This window comes from Streptacidiphilus alkalitolerans (assembly GCF_042511045.1).
GTDB lineage: Bacteria > Actinomycetota > Actinomycetes > Streptomycetales > Streptomycetaceae > Streptacidiphilus > Streptacidiphilus alkalitolerans.
Genome location: NZ_JBHEZX010000002.1, coordinates 370,803 through 390,730, shown reverse-complemented (window position 1 = coordinate 390,730; position 19,928 = coordinate 370,803). Strand labels below are relative to the sequence as shown.

Annotated in this window: 24 protein-coding genes; 8 read left to right on the top strand and 16 right to left on the bottom strand. The window is 71.0% G+C overall.

What is annotated here, in order from left to right; translation table 11 throughout:
• Nucleotides 1-91: 91 nt before the first annotated feature.
• Nucleotides 92-226 carry a hypothetical protein gene (locus tag ACEZDG_RS05535; RefSeq protein WP_380503135.1) on the top strand — a complete coding sequence of 45 codons (135 nt, stop codon included), beginning with the start codon at nucleotides 92-94 and terminating at the stop codon, nucleotides 224-226.
• Between the two features lie 49 nt (nucleotides 227-275).
• Here the strand turns inward: ACEZDG_RS05535 and ACEZDG_RS05530 are convergent, their stop codons facing one another.
• From ACEZDG_RS05530 to ACEZDG_RS05515, 4 genes are all read right to left on the bottom strand, one after another.
• Complete coding sequence (locus ACEZDG_RS05530; protein ID WP_380503132.1) at nucleotides 276-1,127, bottom strand: maleylpyruvate isomerase family mycothiol-dependent enzyme; 852 nt, start codon at nucleotides 1,125-1,127, stop codon at nucleotides 276-278.
• Between the two features lie 47 nt (nucleotides 1,128-1,174).
• A complete protein-coding gene (locus tag ACEZDG_RS05525) occupies nucleotides 1,175-1,450 on the bottom strand; it encodes a DUF2332 family protein (protein ID WP_380503840.1) in 276 nt (91 codons plus the stop codon).
• Nucleotides 1,451-1,543: 93 nt separating this feature from the next.
• Nucleotides 1,544-2,050, bottom strand: coding sequence for a nucleoside deaminase (locus ACEZDG_RS05520; protein ID WP_380503129.1), 507 nt, complete (start codon nucleotides 2,048-2,050; stop codon nucleotides 1,544-1,546).
• Complete coding sequence (locus tag ACEZDG_RS05515; RefSeq protein WP_380503126.1) at nucleotides 2,040-2,660, bottom strand: TetR/AcrR family transcriptional regulator; 621 nt, start codon at nucleotides 2,658-2,660, stop codon at nucleotides 2,040-2,042. The genes ACEZDG_RS05520 and ACEZDG_RS05515 overlap by 11 nt, the downstream gene beginning before the upstream one ends.
• Nucleotides 2,661-2,739: 79 nt before the next feature.
• On the opposite strand from ACEZDG_RS05515, the gene ACEZDG_RS05510 reads away from it, so the two are divergent.
• Nucleotides 2,740-3,444: an alpha/beta fold hydrolase gene (locus ACEZDG_RS05510; RefSeq protein WP_380503124.1), complete on the top strand. Its 705-nt coding sequence runs from the start codon at nucleotides 2,740-2,742 to the stop codon at nucleotides 3,442-3,444.
• A gap of 13 nt (nucleotides 3,445-3,457) precedes the next feature.
• Here the strand turns inward: ACEZDG_RS05510 and ACEZDG_RS05505 are convergent, their stop codons facing one another.
• From ACEZDG_RS05505 to ACEZDG_RS05475, 7 genes are all read right to left on the bottom strand, one after another.
• Nucleotides 3,458-4,414, bottom strand: coding sequence for a phosphotransferase family protein (locus tag ACEZDG_RS05505; RefSeq protein WP_380503122.1), 957 nt, complete (start codon nucleotides 4,412-4,414; stop codon nucleotides 3,458-3,460).
• Nucleotides 4,415-4,440: 26 nt separating this feature from the next.
• Complete coding sequence (locus ACEZDG_RS05500) at nucleotides 4,441-5,358, bottom strand: NAD-dependent protein deacetylase (RefSeq protein ID WP_380503119.1); 918 nt, start codon at nucleotides 5,356-5,358, stop codon at nucleotides 4,441-4,443.
• Between the two features lie 58 nt (nucleotides 5,359-5,416).
• Nucleotides 5,417-6,112: a hypothetical protein gene (locus ACEZDG_RS05495; protein ID WP_380503116.1), complete on the bottom strand. Its 696-nt coding sequence runs from the start codon at nucleotides 6,110-6,112 to the stop codon at nucleotides 5,417-5,419.
• Between the two features lie 58 nt (nucleotides 6,113-6,170).
• Nucleotides 6,171-6,923: a ribonuclease H family protein gene (locus tag ACEZDG_RS05490; protein ID WP_380503113.1), complete on the bottom strand. Its 753-nt coding sequence runs from the start codon at nucleotides 6,921-6,923 to the stop codon at nucleotides 6,171-6,173.
• Between the two features lie 69 nt (nucleotides 6,924-6,992).
• The gene (locus tag ACEZDG_RS05485; protein ID WP_380503110.1) at nucleotides 6,993-7,772 is read right to left on the bottom strand and encodes a hypothetical protein; all 780 of its coding nucleotides are present in this window, start codon (nucleotides 7,770-7,772) and stop codon (nucleotides 6,993-6,995) included.
• A gap of 99 nt (nucleotides 7,773-7,871) precedes the next feature.
• Complete coding sequence (locus tag ACEZDG_RS05480) at nucleotides 7,872-8,426, bottom strand: hypothetical protein (protein WP_380503107.1); 555 nt, start codon at nucleotides 8,424-8,426, stop codon at nucleotides 7,872-7,874.
• Nucleotides 8,427-8,612: 186 nt separating this feature from the next.
• The gene (locus ACEZDG_RS05475) at nucleotides 8,613-9,155 is read right to left on the bottom strand and encodes an RNA polymerase sigma factor (RefSeq protein WP_380503104.1); all 543 of its coding nucleotides are present in this window, start codon (nucleotides 9,153-9,155) and stop codon (nucleotides 8,613-8,615) included.
• A gap of 45 nt (nucleotides 9,156-9,200) precedes the next feature.
• Between ACEZDG_RS05475 and ACEZDG_RS05470 the strand changes: the two genes are divergently transcribed.
• The gene (locus tag ACEZDG_RS05470; RefSeq protein WP_380503101.1) at nucleotides 9,201-10,115 is read left to right on the top strand and encodes a serine/threonine-protein kinase; all 915 of its coding nucleotides are present in this window, start codon (nucleotides 9,201-9,203) and stop codon (nucleotides 10,113-10,115) included.
• On the opposite strand, the gene ACEZDG_RS05465 is transcribed toward ACEZDG_RS05470, so the two are convergent.
• Complete coding sequence (locus tag ACEZDG_RS05465; RefSeq protein ID WP_380503098.1) at nucleotides 10,072-10,713, bottom strand: TetR/AcrR family transcriptional regulator; 642 nt, start codon at nucleotides 10,711-10,713, stop codon at nucleotides 10,072-10,074. The genes ACEZDG_RS05470 and ACEZDG_RS05465 overlap by 44 nt on opposite strands.
• Nucleotides 10,714-10,801: 88 nt before the next feature.
• Between ACEZDG_RS05465 and ACEZDG_RS05460 the strand changes: the two genes are divergently transcribed.
• Nucleotides 10,802-11,797, top strand: a complete 996-nt coding sequence (locus ACEZDG_RS05460) for an aldo/keto reductase (protein ID WP_380503096.1) — start codon at nucleotides 10,802-10,804, stop codon at nucleotides 11,795-11,797.
• Entirely contained in the window at nucleotides 11,794-13,353 is a 1,560-nt protein-coding gene (locus tag ACEZDG_RS05455) for an MFS transporter (RefSeq protein ID WP_380503093.1), read from the top strand. Before ACEZDG_RS05460 ends, ACEZDG_RS05455 begins: the two co-directional genes overlap by 4 nt.
• 33 nt (nucleotides 13,354-13,386) lie before the next feature.
• On the opposite strand, the gene ACEZDG_RS05450 is transcribed toward ACEZDG_RS05455, so the two are convergent.
• On the bottom strand, nucleotides 13,387-14,751 hold the full coding sequence (locus ACEZDG_RS05450) for a cell filamentation protein Fic (RefSeq protein WP_380503090.1): 1,365 nt from the start codon (nucleotides 14,749-14,751) through the stop codon (nucleotides 13,387-13,389).
• Nucleotides 14,752-14,991: 240 nt separating this feature from the next.
• Between ACEZDG_RS05450 and ACEZDG_RS05445 the strand changes: the two genes are divergently transcribed.
• Nucleotides 14,992-15,555, top strand: coding sequence for a hypothetical protein (locus tag ACEZDG_RS05445; protein WP_380503088.1), 564 nt, complete (start codon nucleotides 14,992-14,994; stop codon nucleotides 15,553-15,555).
• Nucleotides 15,556-15,602: 47 nt separating this feature from the next.
• The gene (locus ACEZDG_RS05440) at nucleotides 15,603-16,028 is read left to right on the top strand and encodes a hypothetical protein (protein ID WP_380503085.1); all 426 of its coding nucleotides are present in this window, start codon (nucleotides 15,603-15,605) and stop codon (nucleotides 16,026-16,028) included.
• Here ACEZDG_RS05440 and ACEZDG_RS05435 read toward each other — a convergent pair.
• The 3 genes from ACEZDG_RS05435 to ACEZDG_RS05425 all read right to left on the bottom strand — a co-directional run bounded on the left by ACEZDG_RS05435 (nucleotide 16,003) and on the right by ACEZDG_RS05425 (nucleotide 18,211).
• A complete protein-coding gene (locus ACEZDG_RS05435; protein WP_380503083.1) occupies nucleotides 16,003-16,278 on the bottom strand; it encodes a hypothetical protein in 276 nt (91 codons plus the stop codon). The two genes, ACEZDG_RS05440 and ACEZDG_RS05435, sit on opposite strands and share 26 nt — an antisense overlap.
• An 80-nt stretch (nucleotides 16,279-16,358) precedes the next feature.
• A complete protein-coding gene (locus ACEZDG_RS05430; protein WP_380503081.1) occupies nucleotides 16,359-17,195 on the bottom strand; it encodes an ABC transporter permease in 837 nt (278 codons plus the stop codon).
• Nucleotides 17,192-18,211, bottom strand: coding sequence for an ATP-binding cassette domain-containing protein (locus tag ACEZDG_RS05425; protein WP_380503075.1), 1,020 nt, complete (start codon nucleotides 18,209-18,211; stop codon nucleotides 17,192-17,194). Before ACEZDG_RS05425 ends, ACEZDG_RS05430 begins: the two co-directional genes overlap by 4 nt.
• A gap of 256 nt (nucleotides 18,212-18,467) precedes the next feature.
• Between ACEZDG_RS05425 and ACEZDG_RS05420 the strand changes: the two genes are divergently transcribed.
• Complete coding sequence (locus ACEZDG_RS05420; RefSeq protein WP_380503073.1) at nucleotides 18,468-19,916, top strand: sugar porter family MFS transporter; 1,449 nt, start codon at nucleotides 18,468-18,470, stop codon at nucleotides 19,914-19,916.
• The last annotated feature ends 12 nt before the right edge of the window (nucleotides 19,917-19,928 follow it).

Genomic DNA, 19,928 nt, shown 5'->3' with positions numbered 1-19,928 from the left:
GCTCTCCGACGCGGGCCTGCGGGTGAGCAAGGCGGATGCCGCGCCGGAGATCGCCTAGGCGTCCGTCCGGTATGTCATGGAGCGGCCTGAGGTGTGGGTGTTCCTCCTGGTCCCCTCCGGTACGCGCATCATCCCGAAGAGCGCGGTGGAGCCTGACCAGCAGGAGGCGTTCACCGCGCAGCTCCGTGAGTGGGCCGGAACGAAGTACCGGGTGCGCGACAAGTGACTCGGTGCAGGCTCCTCGGGCTGCAACGTGCAGCGCTACGGCGTGGCCGTCAGCGGACGATGGAGACGATCTGACAGGCGGCTTCGGCGAGCCGGTGTTCCCCCTGAAGGTCTGCGCAGGTCAGGGCCGCCCTGGGGTCCAGGCCGCGGGTGCACAGGCGCCAGGCGGTTTCGGGGTCCAGGGTCACCGCAGCGGTCGGCCGTGCGCCGGGTGGCTCGGCCAGTGACCAGCCGGCGGCTGTGGCCGTCACGGTCCAGGTGCCGCCGGCCGGGCCGCGGACGGTCATCTGCACCTGCGTGCCGACGGCTGCGGTGGTGCTGCGCATCGTGTGGGGGAGGGCCCGCATGAAGGTGTCCAGGACCGTGGAAAAGGCCCGCGGCTCCGGATCCGTGCTGAGGCCGATCGCATGGCGGAGCTGCTGACGGTGGGTCCAGTACTCGGTGAACTCCCGTGCGATGTCCAGCCAGACGGGTGCCGGGTCGGCCCCGGCCCAGGACACCCCCAGCCCCGCCGCACTGAGGTCGACGGACTCCCAGCGGCGGTTGAGCCGGGCAGCTGCCACCTCCAGGGCGTCCATGAGCTCTGCTGGACTGTCAGCTGCGCGGAGGTCGACCCATTCCTGATTGACCCGGTGGATGAATGCTTCGAGGCTCTCCCCGGGCGCGAACGCAGGCCGAAACCCCGCTGTGCTCCAGCCGAGGCGGCCATGGAGATCACCGAGGAGGTGCGCGGCGAGGTCCTTCACACTCCACCCCGGGACGGTCGGACTGTTCCACTCGGCGGCCGACAGCCCGCGCAGCAGGCGCTGGAGAGCAGCCGCCTCCGGTGCGAACAGGGGGCGCGCGTCGATGGGTGTGCCGAGCCAGGAGGCATCGGACACGCCGTCGGTCCGGGGACTCATGGGCGGAGCCTGCCACGGGGCGTGCCGTGCACGCCAGCGCGACGGAGTCAGTAGCCGGCCACGAGCGTGCGCTCCTGCCCGTCGCGCGTGCGCAGGCGCAGCGCCGGGGCGGGGCGGGCGGGTGTCGGCCTGGGGTCGGGGCCGGCGGCGTCCTCGACGGAGAGCCACCACAGCGGACCGGACTTGCTGAGCCAAGCGATTCGCGCGTCGAAGGGGGCGAGCCGATCGGCGGGGACGTGCATACGCGGGGCCGAGTGGAACACCACGCGGATTCGCGAGGGCGGGCCTGCCGCAGGCGCTGCGCTGCCGTTGAGCCTCCCGATCCGCTCCGGTGATCTTGCCCGGCATGTCCCGACCGTAACGGCCTCGCAGGGCTGTTTGGCACTCCGCCGCGGCGGCTGTGCGGGCGCTCGGGATCAGTCGGGCAGATCGGCGAGCGTCTGCGCCCAGCGGCGGAAGCCGGAGTCCGGCGCGGTACGGCAGTAGCGGCTGAACTGCTCCCGGCACTCCTCCCGTCGGAGGCCGCCCACCATGACCGGGGGCGCGTATCCCGGCAGGTCCGCGCTGGTCGGCTGCCAGGCCGCCGCGATCCCGGCCGCGCCGTCCGCAGGTGACTCCAACCCGAAGTAGACCTCGGTCACCCCCAGCGCCATCGCCGCGCCCAGGCACATCACGCAGGGCTCCAGGTTCACCGCCAGCCGCAGCGGCTGGACGCGCCGACCCCACCCGAGCCGCTCGTCGGCCTCGATCATCGCCAGCAGATCGGCGTGGACCAGCCGCCGCTTCCGCCCCAGGTCCTCGGTGAAGGCCCGGCCGACGACCTCGTCGCCCAGGACCACCACCGCGCCGATCGGCAGCTCCCCGGCGGCGAGCCCCTCCTCGGCGACGGCGATCGCGGCCGACAGCATCTCGTCAGGAGTCATGGCTCATGGTACGGCGGCTGCGAGGGCTAAGACGCACGCTCTCTGACGGATCATCAGATGTACCGAGGGAGGCGAGGAAGGCGACGAAATCGCCGAAGGCCCGGCCGGTGCGGGCGGTGTCGCCGGTGGCGTCGAGGTCCATCAGCAGACCACGGATGACCGCGAGGACCAGTGTCGCGAGCTCCGGTCGACCGATGCTGCGCAGGCCGTCCTCGAGCGGCCCGAGCCAGTCGGTCGTCGCGGTGCGCCGGAAGTCGGGCCACAACCGCTGCTCCGCGCTCTCCCGCAGCTGACCGAACACGCGCAGGTACGGCTGGCCCTCCGGGCCGGTGATGGAGGTCCACGCGCGGCTCAGGGTGTCCGGGTACGGCTCGTCGGGCCGCACCCGGAGGAGGCCGCCGAAGGAGTCGAGCTGACGTTGCCGCGCGTGCCCGAGGACGGCCCGCAGCAGGTTGTCGCGGGTGCCGAAGTGATAGATCAGCATGCGGGCGGAGGCGCCGGTGGCGGTGGCCAGCGGTTCGAGCCGGTCGGGGAGGCCGTGCGCGAGGGCGTGATCGGCGCAGGCGTCGAGCAGCCGCTCCCTGATCTGCGGCTGCGGTCGTCTGCCCATGGCTCTACTTTTTCACGTAACAACCACTACGTCTATCGTCGACAGGAGGAGCACTGGAAGGGCTGACGTGGAGGTCGCGATGAGAGTGGTATTCGTGCACGGGGCGTGTGTGCGGGACGGGTCGTGGTGGTGGCACCGTACCGCCGAGCTGCTGCGGGAGCGGGGGGTGCCGAGCGCGGCCCCGGCGCTACCGAGCTGCGGCGAGGCGGGCCGACCCGGCGGCGTCGGCGGTCCTGGGCTGCCCGAGGACGTTGCCGCGGTGCGGCAGGTGTTGCTGGCCGGCGGCGACGAGCCCACCGTCGTGGTCGCACACAGCTACGGCGGCATCGTCACCGCGGAGGCCGCCGCGGGAATCGGGTCGGTGCGCCACCTGCTGCTGGTCTCCAGCTACCTGCCCGAGGTCGGGCAGAGCCTGTCGGAGTTCGGGGACGGCAGCTCCGCCCCCGCCCCCTTCCTCGATGTCGACCCCGGCACGGGCACCTTCGGGGTCCGCCCCGAGCTGCTCGTGGACACGTTCCTGCAGGACTGCGACCCGGAGGTCCAGGCGCAGGCGGCGGACCACCTCGCCCGGCAGAGCGTGCAGGTGACCGGGCAGCCGGTCGGGGCAGCCGCGTGGCAGCAGGTGCCCTCGACGTACCTCGTCTGCGCCCGGGACCGGGGCACCCCGCCACGGCTGCAGCGCGAGTTCGCCCGCCGGGCTGACAACGTCGTCGAACTCGACGCCGGCCACCACCCCTTCCTGTCCCAGCCCGCCACAGTCCGAGACCTGCTGCTGAGCCTGTGACGCCGCGAACGTGCTACGAGTGTTCGACGATCCAGGTTTTGACCTGCTGGGCGTATTCCGGAGCCCACTGGGGTGACCAGCGCAGGAAGTACACGTGCATGGTCAGGGCGTGCAGCATGTGCGCGAGGTCGACGCGTTGCTCCCAGTCGTCCGGCAGCGGGCATGCGGCAGCGTAGGCGGCGAGGAAGGCGGGACGGCCTGCGGGGAACGCATCGAAGATGTGTTCGTCGAGTTTGCCGAAGTCGCGGAAGCGGTCCTGGTACGTGGCGTGCTCGAAGTCCAGGACGCAGGTGATCCGTCCCTCACGCACCAGGAAGTTGGGCAGCCAGAGGTCACCGTGGGTCAGCGCCGGGAGACTCGCGGAGTCGTCCAGTTGCGACAGTGCCCTCGCCGTCGCGGTGCGAACGGCGGCGCTGCCGCCGAGCAGGTCGGCGTGTCCCTGGCGGAGGAGCGCGTCCACCTCCGCCTCGACCGACTCCCGCAGCGACTCCCGCGGGCTGGACGCGGTGGCGTTCTCCGCGACCTCGCCGAACCAGGGCGCGGTGATGCCGTGCAGCTGTCCGACGATGCTGCCGAGGTCCTGGCACAGGATCAGCCGTTGGCCCTCGTCCAGGGATTCCCACAGGTCCGCCGCGGTGTCGCCCTCCTCGAACTCCTGGATGAGCACGGGCCCGTCCACGGCCGGAGCATGCGGCACCAGGCACCGGTACCGCACGACCGGGATGCCGTGCTCGGCAGCCACGCGGGTGTTCGTCATCAGCCGCCCCAAGTGCGCCGGGTCGCGGTCGCGTTGGGGCACCTTGACCAGCAGTCGGCCCTCGTCGGTATCGGCGATCCAGTGCCTGCTGCTGTAGCCGGCGGCGAGATGACGCAGCGTCAGGATCCGCACGGTAGGGAGCGCCTGCTCCAGGACGCGCCGGATGGCGGGTTCGGCCGCAGGTTCGGCCGGGGGTTCGGGGTCGGTCGACATGGGCCCTCCCTGTCGTTGGCGCTGCGTCAGTCGGGAAGTGTAGGGCCTGGGCCCGGGCCCAAGTCCTGGGCCAGCGTGGTCAGTGCCTCGCCGAGGGGCAGGTCGACCCGGACGGCCGCGTGCTCGTCGCCGCGGGTGGGGCCGTGGTTCACGATGGCGACCGGTAGGCCGGCCTTGGCGGCGCGGCGGACGAAGCGCAGTCCGGACATGACGGTCAGTGAGGAACCCAGCACCAGCAGCGCGTTGGCCGTGTCGACCAGGTCGTAGCAGTGGTCGACCCGGGCGCGCGGCACGTTCTCGCCGAAGAAGACCACGTCCGGTTTGAGTACTCCGCCGCAGGCCAGGCAGGGGACCACCTGGAAGGCGTCGACCAGTTCCGGTGCCAGTTCCACGTCGCCGTCGGGGTTGACCTGGGCTCCGGCGGCCTCCAGTCGGCCGTTGGCCGCGTGCAGCCGCTGGTCCAGTTCCTCGCGGGGGGACAGCGTCCCGCAGTCCAGGCAGATCACCCGGTCCAGGCCGCCGTGCAGCTCGACTGCGTCGGTGGTGCCGGCGGCGTGGTGCAGGCCGTCCACGTTCTGGGTGATCACCGCGCCGACGCGGCCGGAGGCGCGCAGGGCCTGGACCGCGCGGTGGCCGGAGTTCGGCTGTGCCCGGGCGATGGTGCGCCAGCCGACATGGCTGCGCGCCCAGTAGCGGCGGCGTCCCGTCTCGTCGGCCACGAATTCCTGGTACGTCATCGGTGTGTGGCGGCGCAGGCTGCCGGTCGCCCCGCGGTAGTCGGGGATGCCGGACTCGGTGGACAGCCCCGCCCCGCTCAGCACCGCCACTCCGCCCCGTGCGAGCAGGTCGCGGATCCGGGCCAAGCCCTCGGCGGGCGGAACGGCGGCAGCGGGCGCGACGGTGGGGGACCCGAGGGGCCGGTCGACCATGGGACGGGTACGCATAGAAGGAAGCCTACGACTGCGGCGGCTGCTCCCGGGGTCAGGAGCCGTCCGGGCGCGGTCAGTGGCCGCTGGGGTGGGGCTGGCAGTTGGTGCTGTCGGGGTAGCCGCCGAAGGCCTCGGCCTTGGTGGCGGACGGGTCCACCGAGCCTTCGAGGCACATCCGGGGGGAGAGGTCGACGGTGAAGTCCACGCTCACCTCGCCGTTGGGCAGCACCGTGACCTTGTCGGCGGGATAACCCAGCGCCACCAGGCGCTCGCGCACCGCGTCGAGGCCGACGTGGTGTCCGACCCGCAGGACGTCCAGCGCGGCCTGGATCCGCTTGGAGTCCGCCAGGCCCTCGCAGCGCAGCGCGCCGGACAGTGGGAACGGGTTCCGGAAGGCGTTGTTGTCGGCCCAGTCCGGCGGCCCGCCGTCCCCGTAGGCCGGATCCGGCCGTGCTGAGGCCGTTGCGCTGGTCCGTGCCGGGGTCTCTCCCGGGCACAGGACGGGCGACGGGGTGGGCGAGGACGTGGGCGACGGCGTGGCCGACCGGGCAGCGGACCGGGCGGCCGTGGGGCTCGGGGTCAGCACCACCACGGTGCCCGGGGTGCCGGCCGTCCCGGCCGTGCCCGTGGCGCGGCTGGCGCACCCGGCCAGTCCGACTGTGCCGGCCGCGACGACGAGCAGCGCGAGCAGCGCGAGTGCGACGGGACCGGCCCGGCGGCTCCGGGCACCGGGCGGACGGGTTCGGGCACGTCCACCGGCACGGGTCATGCGGTGATCATGCCCGAGGAGCAGCGCTTCCGCCTGAGTACGCGTACTCAGATCCGATTCAGCCGGCCGCGCACTCCAGGTGGCCCCAGCCGTCGGAGTTCTTGGCGATGCGCTCGCCCCGCTCGTAGGGACGGCCGCAGCGGCAGGTCCCGGGGAACTTCGCGGCGAGGCCGCCGCCCGGGCCTGCCGTTCGGCCGGAGCCGGCGGATCCGCCCGATCCGCCGGAGCCTCCCGCCGCCTTGCGGGGTCCCTGGCCGGCGGCCTTCGCCCGGCCGTCGCCGCGGGGCGCCCGCTGGACCACGTCCTCCGCTCCGGCGGCCGGGGAGGGTGAGCCCAGCGCGGTGCCGGCGGGCTGCTGGGTGGTCGCGGCCTGGCTGGCCGCCCGGTCCGCGAAGGCGTTCAGCCGGTCCCCGTCGACCTGGTGGGCCGGGACATAGACGAACTCGACCGCCCGGCCGCTCAGCAGCTCGTCGATCCGGGCGACCAGGGCCTGGTTCGCCACCGGCTTTCCGGCCGAGGTCTTCCACCCATTGCGCTTCCACCCCGGCAGCCAGGTGGTGACGGCCTTCATCGCGTACTGGGAGTCCATTCGGACCTCGAGCGGCACGTCGCTGTCCGTGGACTCCAACAGCCGCTGCAACGCGGTGAGTTCCGCGATGTTGTTGGTCGAGGTGCCGAGCGGTCCGCCCTCCCAGCGATCCGGTTGCCCGCTCTCGTCCGCCACGACCCAGCCCCAGCCCGCAGGCCCGGGATTGCCCTTCGACGCCCCGTCACACGCGGCGATGATACGTTCAGCCATACCCCCGATCATGCCAGGTCGGCGACCCTGCGGCGGGCCGGCCGGTTCCGCCGCAGCGTTGCCGGCCGGGCCGCCCCGGGGTCAGTCGGCCAGTTGGTTGAGGGCGGTGGCGGTGATGCCTTCGATGTAGGTGGGGTCGTTGGTGGGCTGGCCGGTGAGTTCGACGATGCCGACGCGGTGGCCGCTGCGGATCACCGCGACGCCGCCGGCGACCTCGCCGTTGCCGTTGAAGCTCGGGTACCAATGGCCCTCGCCGGTCGGGAGGGTGATCGGGTGGGCCTTGCCGTAGTACCAGTGACCGTCCGGCTCGTCCTGGCAGTCGCGCACCAGCGCGTTGAGCTGCTTCTCGTACGAGGCCGCCGCGGTGCTGGTGGAGCCGTCTGCGACCGACTCGGTCAGCAGGGAGTCGGCGGTGTCGAAGGTCCAGGTCACGTCGGCATAGGCGGCGGCCTTCCCCTTGGTCAGCGTGCGCATCGTCTCCTCGCCGGAGCAGGCCGAGAGGGCCTGCTTGCCGGTCAGGTCCACGGTCGCGCCGACCGCGGACAGGCCCTGCTGGAAGAAGGCCTCGCTCTGGAGCAGGTTGCCGGAGCCGAGGCCGGGCTCGGCGAGGTGGGCGACGGGCGCCGTGGCCGGCCGGTTCGGCGAGCTGGTGACGGCGACGGGCGTACCAGCCGTACCGGCCGAGCCGGGCGTGCTCGCGGCCTCGGCATGCGTGGCGATCCCCACCGCGATCAGGGCGCCGACGGCGACCGCCGCGCCGGCGACGCGACCGCGACGCGAGCGCGCCTTGCCGGTTGAGCCGGTTGCGCCCGCTGCGCCCGCTGCGTCGGCTGCCTGGTTGTTGAACATCTGATCCCCCATGTGATCCCCCTGGTTGTTCACGACGCGGTTCGCGTCTCCGTACATCAGGGGAGATGGATGGACCGGGGGAGAAGTTGGATGCCGATCCAGAATGTTCTGTCAGAGTTGTGTAACAGCCGCACGGACGATCCGGGTCATCGCGGCCGTGCCCAGGCAGGCGTCGATCTCCAGGATCCCGTAGTGGGAGCCGTTCCGGAGGATGGCGATGCCCCCGCACGGCTCCTTGCCCGCCGGCGCGGTCCCCGTGGTGTTCTGGTCGCCGGTGTAGGAACCCATCCAGCTCGCGGTGATGCCCGGGGCGACGTTGATGGTGTGCGTCGGCCCGTAGACCCAGTGGGTGGCCGGTTCGGTCTGGCACGGCACCTCCTCCAGCAGGAGGCGCTCGGCGAAGTTCTGGGCGGCTGCCGGGCTGTCGGCGTCGGCGGCTACCTCGCGAGCGACCTGGTCCGCGGCGTTCACCGCCAGGGTGGGGTCGTCGGCGTCGGTGCCCTTGGAGGTCATCAAGCCGCGGAAGTACGCGCGCGGCCCACCCAGGGTCTGGAGCAGGGTCTTCTCCCCTGTGCAGGCCGGGTTGCTGTACCTGCCGTCACCGACCCGGTCCTGCACGTAGATGTGCCGGGTGATCCCGACGTCCCTGAACTCGGCTGCTGTCAACAGGTGTTGGACCGTCATGGGGCCGGCGGCGGGAGACACGGCGGGAGATGTGGCCGCTGACGTCGCCGACGGCGGAGGCGCAGCCGCGGCAGAGCGGGCGGGCAGGACGAAGCGGCCGGTCAGCAGGCCAAGTCCGACGGCCATGGACAGGATGACGATGATGCTCCGGGTTCGCACGGCTGCGCCTCAGCCGCCGCTGAGGCGCTCCCGCATGAAGCGGCGAGCTTGGTGGATACGGTCCTTGACGGTGCCCAGGGGAGCGTCGGTGATCTCAGCGATCTGAACGTAGGTCAGGTCCCCGAGGTCGCGCAGGACGAAGGAGGTCACCAGGGCCGGATGCCGCTGCTCCAGCGCGGCCAGCGACTCCATCAGGTCCAGCCGGGTCCCCGCGATCACGCTGGTCGTCCGGGGGTCGACACCCTCGGGGACGACCGCGTAGCTGTCCTGCGCACGGCGGCGCATCGAGCGGTAGGTGGACCTGGCGGCGTTCGAGGCGATCACGGTCACCCACCCGAGGAAGGAGCCCCGCCCGCTGTACTCGTGCAGATGTGTGCTGATGGACAGCAGGGCGTCCTGCGCGGCCTCTTCGGCGTCGGCGTGGTGCGGGAGGAACCTGGCGCAGCGGCGCATCACCGTGGGGCGGAGCCTGGCGAGCAGGCGCTCCAGGGATTCCCGGTCGCCGGATTGGGCGGACTCAACGAGCTGTGCCAGCTCGTCCTCGTCGATCATCCTGCTGTTCCCCCGCTCTCGCTGCTTCAGGCAGAATGCTTTCACATGCAGAAGCTAGGTCGGTACCTCCTCGAGGACAGGCTGGGGGCAGGCTCGTTCGCCACCGTCTGGAAAGCGTACGATCCCGAGCTCGACACGGACGTCGCGGTCAAGGTGCTGGCCGACAACTGGGCGTCGAACGCCGACGTGCGGGAGCGGTTCCTGGCGGAGGCGAGGCTGCTCCGCCGGATCTCCAGCCCACGCGTGGTGCGGGTCCACGACGTGGGTGTCCAGGACGAGCGGCCCTACTTCGTCATGGACTACGTCCGGGGCGGCACGCTGGCCGAGCAGGTCGGGCACTGCGGGCCCGCGGAGGCACTCCGGCTGGCGGCCGAGGCCGGGTGCGCTGTGCAGGTGCTCCATGACGCCGGCGTGATCCACCGCGACGTCAAGCCGTCGAACCTGCTGCTCGACGCCGGCCGCACGCCCGCCGCCGTGCTGGTCGCGGACCTCGGCAGCGCCAAGCAGCTCGCCGACGCGTCGGGGCTGACCGTGACCACCGGCACCCCCGCCTACATGGCGCCCGAACAGGCCTTCCAGACCAGCGGGTTCGACGCCCGGGCCGATGTGTACGCCCTCGGCGTCGTGGCGTTCGAACTGCTCACCGGACACAAGCCGTTCGGTGCGGGCGGTTGGGCGACGCTCACCCCGGCGGAGGCGTCGGCGTCCACGCTGCCGACGGTCTCGGGGGAGGGGGAGTCGGAGGCCCTGGACGGTATCGATGCGCTCCTTCGCGCGGCGCTGTCCTTCGATCCCGACGACCGGCCGCAGAGCGCGCAGATCTTTGCGGACGCGCTGTCGGGCGGGGGAGGGGAGTGGGCCGCCCGGACCGGGTCGTCCGGGCCGCGACCAGGTGTGGTCTGGCTCGCGGCGGTGGTCACCTTCCTGGTGACAGCGGGGCTGACCTGGCTGGCCCGCTGAGTTCGGACCCGCTTTCGGACCCGCCTTCGGACCTGGTGCTGCGCAGTGAGTCGAGCACCAGGTCGAGCAGGCGTCCGGTCTGGTCCTTGCTGCTGTTGGTCGCGGTCGAGAGGAACACCCCGAGCAGCAGGGCGGTGATGTCGTCGGGGTCGACATCTTCGCGGAGGACGCCGGTCTTCGCCCCGGCGGTGAGCAGCGTGGCGATGGCGGCGGTGATGCGCTCGCGGGTGGCGGGCGTGGCGATGCGTCCGGCGGCCCAGCCTGCCCGCAGGGTGTCGACCAGGCCGCGCTTCAGCTCGGCGAACTGGGCGTAGCGGTTCATCCAGGCGCGCAGCGCCGCGTCCGGCGGCAGCTGCTCCAGGAGGACGGCGGCACTCCTGGTGATCTCGTCCAGCTCGGTCGCGTAGACGGCCTCGACCAGGGCTTCGCGGGTGGGGAAGTGGCGGTAGAGGGTGCCGATGCCGACGCCTGCCTGGCGGGCGATGTCCTCCAGCGGGACGGTGACGTCGTCGGCGGCGAAGGCGGCGGTCGCCACCGCGACGAGGCGGTCGCGGTTGCGTTGCGCGTCCGCGCGCAGGGGGCGTTCGGAGGCAGTCAAAGCGGAGGTACCTCCGTTAGTGCTACAGTCGATAGAGCGGAGGAACCTCCGCTTCTTCCATGGTCTCACACAGGACAGGGGCACAGCCATGCCTGTCAGCACCACAGCGCACGGTCTCCCGCGCCCGGGTGGCGCAGGCCGCCTCGCCGGCCGGACCGTCTCACGCGTCGGTTTCGGCGCGATGCAGCTCGAACGGCTCCACGACGACCGCCCCGCCGCACTCGCCCTGCTGCGCCGCGCGGTCGAACTCGGCGTCGACCATGTCGACACCGCCCAGTTCTACGGCGATGGCTTCGTCAACGGCCTCGTCCGCGACGCGTTCCAGCCCCAGGACGACGTCCTGGTGGTCAGCAAGGTCGGCGCCGACCCCAATCCCGGCGGGCGCATCCCGCTGCGTCCGGCCCAGCGCCCCGAGCAGCTGCGGGCCAGCGTCGAATCCAACCTCGTCGGCCTCGGCGTCGAGCAGGTCCCGGTGGTCAACCTGCGCCGCCTGGACAACGGCCCCGGTCTGCGTGCCGAGGGCGACCAGGTCGTCGACATCGACGACCAGCTCGCGGTGATGACCGCGCTGCGCGACGAGGGCAAGATCGGCGCGATCGGCCTGAGCAGCGTCACCCTCGACGTGCTGCGCCGCGCGCTCCCGGTCGGCATCGTCTGCGTGCAGAACGCCTACAGCCTGCTCTCCCGCGAGGACGAGGAGATGCTGGCGCTCTGCGCGGTCGAGGACATCGCCTGGGTGCCCTACTTCCCGCTCGGCAGCGGCTTCCCCGGCCTGCCGAAGGTCACCGACGAACCGGCGGTCCTCGCCGCGGCGAAGACCCTGGGCAGCACTCCGGCCCAGGTCGGCCTGGCCTGGCTGCTGCAGCACGCCCCGAACACCCTGCTCATCCCGGGCACCGCCGACCCCGACCACCTTGCCGCCAACACCGCCGCGGGCGCGCTCGCCCTCGACCCGGACTCCCTCGCCGCGCTCGACGCCGTCCCCTCGCGCTCCCCGCGGATGACGTTCGACGCACCGGCGTCCTCTTCGTCTTCATCCTCGTCCTCGTCCTCGGAATCCTCAGAAAAGGCATCGCAGTCATGAGCAATCCCGTACCCGCCCTGGACCCCAGGCGCTGGAAGGCACTGGCCTTCATCGCCCTGGCCCAGCTGATGGTCGTCCTCGACGGCACCATCGTGAACATCGCCCTGCCCTCCGCACAGCACGACCTCGGCATCTCCGACGCCAACCGGCAGTGGGTGGTCACCGCCTACGCCCTGGCCTTCGGTGGACTGCTGCTCTTCGGCGGCCGGATCTCCGACCGCTGGGGACGCCGCCGCGCCTTCATGATCGGACTGGTCGGCTTCGCCGCCGCCTCCGCGCTGGGCGGGGCCGCCGTCAACCCCGGCATGCTGCTGGGCGCCCGCGCCCTGCAGGGCGCCTTCGGCGCGATACTCGCCCCGGCCGCGCTGTCACTGCTGACGGTGATGTTCACCCAGCCCAAGGAACGGGCCAAGGCCTTCGGCATCTACGGTGCGATCTCCGGCGGGGGAGCGGCCATCGGCCTGATCCTCGGCGGCGTCCTGACCGAGTACGCCAACTGGCGCTGGACCATGTTCGTCAACGTGTTCTTCGCCCTGGTGGCCATGGCCGGCGCGGTGCTGGTGATCAAGGAGCCCGAGGGCGCACGGCACTCCACCCGGCTGGACATCCCCGGCATCGTGCTCGCGGGCGCCGGCCTCGCCTCCCTGGTCTACGGCTTCAACAAGGCCGAGACGGCCGGCTGGAGCGCCACCAGCACCCTTGGTTTCATCATCGCGGCCGTGGTCCTGCTCGCCGCCTTCGTGGTGGTGCAGTCCCGCAGCGCCTCCCCGCTGCTGCCGCTGCGCGTGGTGCTGGACCGCAACCGCGGCGGCGCCTACCTCACCATCGGCATCTCGGTGGTGGGCATGTTTGGCGCCTTCCTGTTCCTCACCTACTACCTCCAGGTGGTACTCCACTACACCCCGATGACCAGCGGCTTCGCGTTCCTGCCGATGGTCGCGGGGATGATGCTCGGCGCCACCCAGGTCGCCGTACGGCTGCTGCCCAAGGTCCCCGCCCGCTTCCTGATGGCGCCGGGCGCGTTCATCGCCGCGGGTGCGATGCTGCTCCTCACTCAGATCTCGGCGGACGGCTCGTACGCGACGCACGTGCTGCCCGCACTGGTGATGCTCGGCTTCGGCATGGGCCTGGTGTTCATGCCCGCCATGAACCTGGCCACGCTGGGCGTGCAGCGCCAGGACGCGGGGGTGGCCTCGGCCATGGTCAGCACCTCGCAGCAGATCGGCGGCGCCATCGGCACCTCCCTGCTGAGCACCATCGCCAACAGCGCCACCGCCCACTACGCCACGTCGCACGCTGCCGGCGTCCGCTCGGCCTCCGGCGCGGCGAGCCTGCAGTCCGCCGCGATGGTCCACGGCTTCAGCATCGCCTTCGGCGTCGCGGCCGGCCTGCTCACGCTGGCCGGTCTCAGCGCGGCGCTGCTGGTCAACGCCCGCCCGCTGGGCGGCCACCAGCCCACCTCCTCGAACAGCGGCGCCAACGCCAACTCCAACGCCAATGCCAACGGCAACGCCGCCACCGAGGCCGAGCCCACAGCCCCCACCCTGGTCCACTGACCTGGGGCCGGGGGGCCGGGGGGCCGGCGGTCGTCATGCCTCCGCGAGGTGGATGCCGATGTATCGGGCGAGGGCCAGTGCGTCCTGAGGATCGTCGGCCTTGAAGCTGACCTGACGCAGCAGCCGGACCCCGTTGGGCTCAATGCCCTCGCGGGCGAGGACAAACAGCAGGGTGAGGAAGGCCGACCGGGCATTGCCGTCGTCGAAGGGATGGAAGAAGCAGACGTCGAGGTAGGCGCGGGCGGCCCGGGCGGTGAGCGGGAGGGGTGACCCGGCGCGCACCTGGCTCGCGGCCAGACAGGCGTCAAGGCGTTCGCGGGTGCCCGGGCCGATGCCGTAGCGTTCACGGCCGCCCTTGGCAAAGGCCGGCAGGGTGCGGAACGGCGGCCGCTGCGGCAGGCCCAGGACGTGCTGCTGCCAGCCGCGCAGCAGCGCGAAGTCGAGCGGGGCACCCCGTGCCGCGTCGGACCGCATCAGCTCCAGGGCGGTGAGCAGGCCGTCGGCACGGGCCGGGTCCACGGAGCCGTCGAAGGCGCGGATGTCCTCCGCGGCCCCGTCGCGCGACCCGGCTGCCGGGCTCCGTAGGCCATGCTCCGGCGCTTCCTCCCACGGGACCGACTCCCGGACGTCGAGCCAGCGTGAGAGGTGGTCCGGTACGGCTTCGGCGGACGGCGGCCTGCCGTCGTCCGGGCTGAGCGACAACGCGAGTTGCTCCGCGACGTCCCCGACCAGCACCGTGTCGGGGGCGGTCCAGCTTGCGAACCGGCCGCCGATGGCCTGCTTGACCATCTCCTGCGCGAGGTCGGGTGCGACGCCCCAGCGGCTGAGGAACCAGGTGAGCACCTGGTCGCAGTGTGAGTACCAGCCGCTGTCGCAACCGGTGCGGTCGACCACGTGCTGGATCAGGTTCCGGGCGGCGAGCTCCCACAGGACGCGCTGGTCCGCGACCGTGGCGAGATCCAACGGGTACGCCTCGAACCATGCGGCCAGGCTCTCCAGCCAGCCGCGCCACTCGCACAGAGCCGCCACGACCCGCTCGAGCGTCTCCTCCGGGAGGGTGATCGAGTGCCGCAGGCAGCACCAGTTCCCGACCGGCCCCGCGTCGAAGTCCGCTTCGCCCACCGACCAGCGCCAGCCCAGGGCCCAGCGCCCGTAGCGTTCGACCAGCTCGTGCGACACGGCATCGGCCCAGGGCTCGGCCACCTCCGAGCTCCAGGCGTTCATCCGGATCCAGCCGTCCATCGCCGGGTCGGTGACCGTGATGTCGGGGCGGCACGGCACATGTCGGGCCGACCCGAGTGAGCGCACGACCCGGGACGCCGACCCGCCGTCGAAGGGGTGGCGGGCGGGGTCCACCTCGTCCCAGGTCAGGAAGCGAGGGGCCAGGTCGGAGATCATCGCGCAAGCCTCCCACGCCCACCCACCCCCCGTTCAAGCGGATTACCCTACGCTCCAGGCATGCTGCCCTTCGTCCACCGGGTAGCCCACCGGAGCGTTTGCTGTTGGTGTGGTGTCCCTGGGCACCGACGAGCGGCACCCGCCGCTCACTGCGGTACTGCCGGACAGCCCGAGCTGATTGGTGGTCACGGATTCGTTGTAGTAGGTCTGTCGGCTGCTTCTCGCCGCTACCGTGGAGCCATGGACCTCCGGCAGGCGGTATTGGTCGTCGCGTTGGTACTGACGCCTGCATTGGTTGTGCTGCCGTTCGGCCCGTCGCCGCGGGGACGGTTTCTGCGCTGGGCGGCAGCGGGTTCAGCGGCAAGTTTCTGGATCGGCTTTGGGTACTACTTCGGGACCGGCGGCAACAAGGACAGTCTCGCGGTGGTGACAGGAGCTTCCAGCGCCGTGTTCGTCGGCATCGTGAGCTACCTGCTGTACCGACCGATGTGGAGCCCTGACAAGGGTAGAGGCGGAACCAAGTCCGCGGAGAAGGACTTGCATGGTCTGCCCAGCCAAGCCGACCTGATCGCAGCCATCGCCGAGGCTCTCGACAATCAGGCGGAGGCGGAGGCGGAGGCGGTGGAAGAGGACGACTTCGCCTTCGACGTGCCCGTCGTGCCTGACGGAGAAGACGCAGAGTGGTCTGCAGCGCGGTTCGACAGCGCTCTGATCCGGTACCTCATCCGCCTCGGGCCGCCACCGGACGGCTTGGAGGGCAATGCGCCGGCAGACACGGGCAGTAACTCTGGGACGGTGCGGTGATGGCGGGTAGGCAGAGGCAGCCGGAACAGGAACAGTCCGGACAGTCCGTGGCGCTTCAGATCGCCAGGGACTGGAGCACTGTTCCAGCAGCGACGTTGAAGGCCTTCACTGCCGCTTTGGAACCACAGCTCGCCCGTGAGCACGAACTCCTCATGCTGGACAAGAAGTTCAACCAGCAGCGTTACTTTGCCGGCCTGTTCTCCGGTCTGATCGTTGCCCTGGTTTCTCTCGGGGGAGCCATCTACTTCGGCTCTGGGGGAGACTGGTGGGGCACTGCGATCCTGAGCGGTCCAAGCCTGATCGCCCTGGCGAAGATCTTTGTGCTGCGGCGCTCGGATCCGGCTGACATTCAAGCGGTCCTGACAGCAACGCGAGCTGTACTGCCAAGCGCACGGACGGGAAGCAGCGCCTCCTCACAGCGCGCGGCGGGCGAGGAGCCGGGGGAGCTTACCGGGGCAGCGGCCGACGAGTAGCGGTGCCATGTCGCCGGAGGGGAAACGGGTTGCCCGCCGGCGTTCCCTGGTCATGCGCGGGACAGCAGGGCCGGGCGGTCGGCGGCGCGGTGGCGAAGGCCTCCAGCGCCCGCCGACGCGTCGCCAGCACCCTCGCGGCGGCGCGGGCGGCAGCCCGGGGATGGCTGCGCAGGTACTCGCGCCGGGCCCGCAGCGCGGTGGCCCCGGCCACCAGCAGGGCGGTTGCGAGCAGCAGGGAGACCTCGATCACGACACACTCCACTACCTCGGGTACACGTTCCCCGTCCGCCTACCCAGGCAGTCCCGTACGAGTCCCCCGAGTCCTGCGCCTCAGCTCTTGCGGGTGAACTTGCGGATGGCGATCGGTGCCATGACCACCGTCAGGCCGACCGTCCAGGCGAGGGTGACGGTCAGGCCGTGGCCGATCGGGCCTCCGGTCATCAGGCCGCGGGCCGCGTCGGCCAGGCCGGACATCGGGTTGTAGGTGGTGAAGTTCTTCAGCCAGCCCGGCATCGAGCTGGTCGGCGCGAAGATCGAGGAGCCGAACTGCAGCGGCATCATCACCAGGAAGCCCATGGCCTGCACCGACTGGGCGTTCTTCATGGTCACACCGAGGACCAGGAAGATCCACATGATGGCGGAGCCGAACAGCGCGGACAGTCCGACGGAGGCCAGCAGGCCGCCCCAGTGGCCGTTGACGTCGAAGCCGACCAGCAGCGCGATGATCATCACGACCGTGGTGGCGACCAGGAGGCGGATCAGTTCCACCGCGATCTTCGCGACCAGGACGGAGCCGCGTCCGATGGGCAGCGACCGGAAGCGGTCCATGATGCCCTTGTTGAAGTCCTCGTTGAATCCGGTGCCGACGCCCTGGGCGATGTTCATGCTCATCATCGCGATCATGCCGGGGATCACGTACTGGACGTAGGCGGCCTGGCCGCCGCCGAGCGACTGGCCGATCGAGCCGCCGAAGACGTAGACGAAGAGCAGCGTGAAGATGACGGGCATCAGCACCGCGTCCATCATCGACTCGGGGTCCTGCTTGATCCACAGCAGATTGCGGCGGATCAGCGCGCCGGTGTGGCGGAGATGGCCGCGCAGGCCGATCTTCGGGTCGGCCTCGATCGTGATCGTCGGGGCCAGGGGGGAAAGAGCGACGGTACTCATACGGAGACCTCCTCGAGTTCGGTGCCGGCGGCCTGCGGGGCCGATGTCTTCTGGCCGGTGAGGGACATGAACACCTCGTCCAGGCTGGGCAGTTCGGTGGTGATCGAGCCGATGGTGAGGCCGCGCGCGGTGACCGCGCCGACCACCGTGGTCAGCTGCTCGTCGCTGATGATCGGCACCAGGACCTCGCCGGACTCGGCGTCGACGGTGGTGGGCGCGTCGGTCAGGCGCAGCTCGTCCAGGGCGTCGGCGAGCGGACGCAGGTCCACCCGGTTGGCCGGGCGGACCCGCAGGGTGCGTCCGCCGACCTTCGCCTTGAGTTCTTCGGTGCCGCCGTTGGCGATCACCCTGCCGCGGTCGATGACGGTCAGCTCGGAGGCCAACTGCTCGGCCTCCTCCATGTACTGGGTGGTGAGCAGCACCGTCACACCGTCCCGCACCATGCTCTTGACCTCGGTCCACACCTCGTTGCGGGTGCGCGGGTCGAGGCCGGTCGTGGGCTCGTCCAGGTAGAGGACGTGCGGGCGGCCGATCATCGACGCGGCCAGGTCGAGCCGGCGGCGCATGCCGCCGGAGTAGGTACGGGCCGGGCGGGTCGCGGCGTCGGTGAGGGAGAACCGTTCCAGCAGGGCGTCCGCGCGGGAGCGGGCCTCCTTGCTGGACAGGTCCAGCAGCCGGCCGATCAGGTACAGGTTCTCGCGGCCGGAGAGCTTCTCGTCGACCGCGGCGTACTGGCCGGTGAGGCCGATCACCCGGCGCAGCTGCCGGGGCTGCCGCACCACGTCGTAGCCGGCCACGACGGCCCGGCCGGCATCCGGCGTGATCAGGGTGGACAGGCAGCGGACGAGGGTGGTCTTGCCGGCCCCGTTCGGGCCGAGGACACCCATGACGGTGCCCTGGTGGACGTCCAGGTCCACGCCGTCCAGCGCCTTGGTCTCGCCGTAGTGCTTGACCAGTCCCCGGACGGACACGGCCACCGGGCGGCCGGATTCGGAGTGCTTGTCGATCTGCTTCATGCCCCTCACGATGCCGGGCCCCGCCGACATCCTGCTGACAGCCGCCCGGGTCCGCTGACATATCGCTGACAGGGCCGGTTTGCTCGCCCCGATGCGGGAGAGACGGAGACCGGGTTGCCTCCACTGGTCCGACGCATAAATGTGTTCAAGAGGTGTAGTGACATGCACCTGATGAGTGGCGTATACCCGCTTTTTGACCTCAGAAGTTGAAGGCATATCCTTCAAAAGTTGCCTAGAGTATTTAGGTCCGGTAAGGATGCCGGGCACCAGGAGAATCGTCGTGAGCAGCACAACCAACCCCCCGTCCCTCGCGTCATCCCAGACCCAGAGCTCCGGCGACGGCCTGGCGCACGTCGTCTTCATCACCGCTGCCGCCGCGATGGGCGGCTTCCTCTTCGGCTACGACAGTTCCGTCATCAACGGCGCCACGGGCGCGATCCAGAGCAAGTACGGCATCGGATCGGCCGAACTCGCCCAGGTCGTCGCCATCGCGCTGATCGGCTGCGCCATCGGCGCGGCCACCGCCGGACGGGTGGCCGACCGGATCGGGCGCATCCGGGTCATGCAGATCGCCGCCGTCCTCTTCACCGTCAGCGCCGTCGGCTCGGCGCTCTCCTTCGCCGTCTGGGACCTCGCGCTGTGGCGCATCCTCGGCGGCTTCGGCATCGGCATGGCCTCCGTCATCGGCCCGGCCTACATCGCCGAGGTCGCACCGCCCGCCTACCGCGGCCGGCTCGCCTCCTTCCAGCAGGCCGCGATCGTCATCGGCATCGCCCTGTCCCAGCTCGTCAACTGGGGCATCCTCAACGCCGCCGGCGGCAAGGACCGAGGACACCTGCTCGGTCTGGAGGCCTGGCAGGTCATGCTCGGGGTGATGGTGATACCGGCCGTGATCTACGGGCTGCTCTCCTTCGTCATCCCCGAGTCCCCGCGCTTCCTGATCTCGGCCGGGCGGATCGATCGCGCCAAGGCCGTCATCGCCGAGGTCGAGCCCTCCGTCCCCGACCTGGACGCCAGGGTCGCCGAGATCCAGGCCGGGATGAACTCGGAGCAGAAGTCCACCTTCAAGGACCTGTTCGGCGCCCGCTTCGGCTTCAAGCCCATCGTCTGGGTCGGCATCGGCCTGGCCGTGTTCCAGCAACTGGTCGGCATCAACGTCGCCTTCTACTACTCGAACACCCTGTGGCAGTCGGTCGGCATCGACCCCAGTTCGTCCTTCCTCTACTCGTTCACCACCTCCATCGTGAACATCGTCGGCACCGTGGTTGCGATGATCATGGTCGACCGCATCGGACGGCGGGCCCTGATCCTGATCGGCTCCTGCGGCATGACCGTGGCCCTGGCCTTCGAGGCTTGGGCCTTCGCGGCCAAGGCCGGCACGACCCTCCCGCACGCACAGGGCCTGGTCGCCCTGGTCGCCGCGCATGTCTTCGTGTTCTTCTTCGCCATGTCCTGGGGCGTCGTGGTCTGGGTCATGCTCGGCGAGATGTTCCCCAACCGGCTGCGCGCCGCGGCGCTGGGTGTCGGCGCCGCCGCCAACTGGATCGCCAACTGGGCCATCACCGCGAGCTTCCCGAGCCTCGCCGACTGGAACCTCACCACGACCTACGTCATCTACACGGTCTTCGCCGCGCTCTCCATCCCCTTTGTGCTCAAGTTCGTGAAGGAGACCAAGGGCACCCGCCTGGAGGACAACACCGACTGACGGTGCGTCTCC

Excerpts from the sequence above, each read along its gene's own strand:
- ACEZDG_RS05425 (WP_380503075.1), bottom strand. The coding sequence starts at position 18,211 with ATGAAGCAGATCGACAAGCACTCCGAATCCGGCCGCCCGGTGGCCGTG.
- ACEZDG_RS05455 (WP_380503093.1), top strand. The coding sequence starts at position 11,794 with ATGAGCAATCCCGTACCCGCCCTGGACCCCAGGCGCTGGAAGGCACTG.
- ACEZDG_RS05505 (WP_380503122.1), bottom strand. The coding sequence starts at position 4,414 with ATGTCGACCGACCCCGAACCCCCGGCCGAACCTGCGGCCGAACCCGCC.
- ACEZDG_RS05520 (WP_380503129.1), bottom strand. The coding sequence starts at position 2,050 with ATGACTCCTGACGAGATGCTGTCGGCCGCGATCGCCGTCGCCGAGGAG.
- ACEZDG_RS05495 (WP_380503116.1), bottom strand. The coding sequence starts at position 6,112 with ATGACCCGTGCCGGTGGACGTGCCCGAACCCGTCCGCCCGGTGCCCGG.
- ACEZDG_RS05500 (WP_380503119.1), bottom strand. The coding sequence starts at position 5,358 with ATGCGTACCCGTCCCATGGTCGACCGGCCCCTCGGGTCCCCCACCGTC.
- ACEZDG_RS05460 (WP_380503096.1), top strand. The coding sequence starts at position 10,802 with ATGCCTGTCAGCACCACAGCGCACGGTCTCCCGCGCCCGGGTGGCGCA.
- ACEZDG_RS05475 (WP_380503104.1), bottom strand. The coding sequence starts at position 9,155 with ATGATCGACGAGGACGAGCTGGCACAGCTCGTTGAGTCCGCCCAATCC.
- ACEZDG_RS05485 (WP_380503110.1), bottom strand. The coding sequence starts at position 7,772 with ATGGGGGATCAGATGTTCAACAACCAGGCAGCCGACGCAGCGGGCGCA.
- ACEZDG_RS05510 (WP_380503124.1), top strand. The coding sequence starts at position 2,740 with ATGAGAGTGGTATTCGTGCACGGGGCGTGTGTGCGGGACGGGTCGTGG.
- ACEZDG_RS05490 (WP_380503113.1), bottom strand. The coding sequence starts at position 6,923 with ATGATCGGGGGTATGGCTGAACGTATCATCGCCGCGTGTGACGGGGCG.
- ACEZDG_RS05515 (WP_380503126.1), bottom strand. The coding sequence starts at position 2,660 with ATGGGCAGACGACCGCAGCCGCAGATCAGGGAGCGGCTGCTCGACGCC.
- ACEZDG_RS05450 (WP_380503090.1), bottom strand. The coding sequence starts at position 14,751 with ATGATCTCCGACCTGGCCCCTCGCTTCCTGACCTGGGACGAGGTGGAC.
- ACEZDG_RS05445 (WP_380503088.1), top strand. The coding sequence starts at position 14,992 with ATGGACCTCCGGCAGGCGGTATTGGTCGTCGCGTTGGTACTGACGCCT.
- ACEZDG_RS05470 (WP_380503101.1), top strand. The coding sequence starts at position 9,201 with ATGCAGAAGCTAGGTCGGTACCTCCTCGAGGACAGGCTGGGGGCAGGC.
- ACEZDG_RS05430 (WP_380503081.1), bottom strand. The coding sequence starts at position 17,195 with ATGAGTACCGTCGCTCTTTCCCCCCTGGCCCCGACGATCACGATCGAG.
- ACEZDG_RS05420 (WP_380503073.1), top strand. The coding sequence starts at position 18,468 with ATGCCGGGCACCAGGAGAATCGTCGTGAGCAGCACAACCAACCCCCCG.
- ACEZDG_RS05530 (WP_380503132.1), bottom strand. The coding sequence starts at position 1,127 with ATGAGTCCCCGGACCGACGGCGTGTCCGATGCCTCCTGGCTCGGCACA.